The 435-nt window shown below is 49.0% G+C and carries 1 protein-coding gene; it reads left to right on the top strand.

Annotated features, from left to right (window positions below; translation table 11 throughout):
- Nucleotides 1-146 precede the first annotated feature (146 nt).
- Nucleotides 147-435 (top strand): hypothetical protein (locus tag Afil_RS10740; RefSeq protein ID WP_230268548.1); only part of this gene is annotated, 289 nt, incomplete at its 3' end.

Genomic DNA, 435 nt, shown 5'->3' with positions numbered 1-435 from the left:
TTTTTTTGTGGCAGGAAGTTTAGGAAGTTTCAAAACTTGTACAAATGAGATTATTGACAAAAATCGCGGGCCCTTCAGGCCATAATCCAGCGGAGCTTGAAGGGGGTCATTTTTCCCCCTTTCCAAATTGGAAAGGAACTATTGACATGCCGCATTTAAGCTCCACTGCATTCGCTTTACAAACCGCCATGGGCTCTACTGTGCCCTCCGGTCACCATCCATCGCCTGACCAGCTGCGTACGATTCTCCAGGAATCGACCGCAACGGTAATGAGCGGTCATGCGAACTACCATCAGAACAGCGCCTTCTGTCGTGACACCCAAAAGCTGCCTCTGGATAAGCTGGTCGACTTTATCTTCTCCATGCAGAGCACGAATCTCCCGATCCAGCTTGCCTCTTATGCAGGCTTCTGTGAAGAAAACCAGTTTGCCAATT

This window comes from Allobaculum fili (assembly GCF_020969955.1).
In the GTDB taxonomy this organism is placed as follows: Bacteria; Bacillota_I; Bacilli_A; order Erysipelotrichales; family Erysipelotrichaceae; genus Allobaculum; species Allobaculum fili.
This window is presented reverse-complemented; position numbering and strand designations above follow the sequence as displayed.